Source organism: uncultured Algimonas sp. (genome assembly GCF_947498175.1).
In the GTDB taxonomy this organism is placed as follows: domain Bacteria; phylum Pseudomonadota; class Alphaproteobacteria; order Caulobacterales; family Maricaulaceae; genus Litorimonas.
In genome coordinates, this window is sequence record NZ_CANMJB010000019.1 from 1 (window position 1) to 695 (window position 695).

The 695-nt window shown below is 66.8% G+C and carries 1 protein-coding gene; it reads left to right on the forward strand.

Annotated elements, in window-relative coordinates:
* Positions 1-695 (forward strand): EF-Tu/IF-2/RF-3 family GTPase (locus Q0718_RS13640; protein ID WP_298919143.1); only part of this gene is annotated, 695 nt, incomplete at both ends.

Genomic DNA, 695 nt, shown 5'->3' on the forward strand with positions numbered 1-695 from the left:
ATGCCCCAGACGCGCGAGCACATCCTGCTCGGTCGCCAGGTCGGCATTCCCGCCATGGTGGTCTACATGAACAAGGTCGACCAGGTCGACGACGAGGAGTTGCTGGAGCTGGTCGAGATGGAGATCCGCGAGCTGCTGACGTCCTACGACTATCCCGGCGACGACATCCCCGTCATCGCGGGTTCGGCGCTGGCCGCCCTGGAGGGCCGCGACCCGGAGATCGGCGAGGAGTCGATCAAGAAGCTCATGGACGCGGTCGACAGCTACATCCCGCAGCCCGAGCGCGCCGTGGACCAGCCCTTCCTGATGCCGATCGAGGACGTGTTCTCGATCTCGGGCCGGGGCACGGTGGTCACGGGGCGCGTGGAGCGCGGCGTGATCAATGTCGGCGACACGATCGAGATCGTGGGCATCCGCGACACGACGACGACGACCTGCACGGGCGTGGAGATGTTCCGCAAGCTGCTGGACCGCGGCGAAGCCGGCGACAATATCGGCGCCCTGCTGCGCGGCGTGGACCGCGAAGGCGTGGAGCGCGGACAGGTTCTGTGCAAGCCCGGCTCCGTCACCCCGCACAAGAAGTTCGAGGCCGAGGCCTACATCCTGACCAAGGACGAAGGCGGGCGCCACACGCCGTTCTTCAACAACTACCGCCCGCAGTTCTACTTCCGCACGACGGACGTGACCGGCGTGGT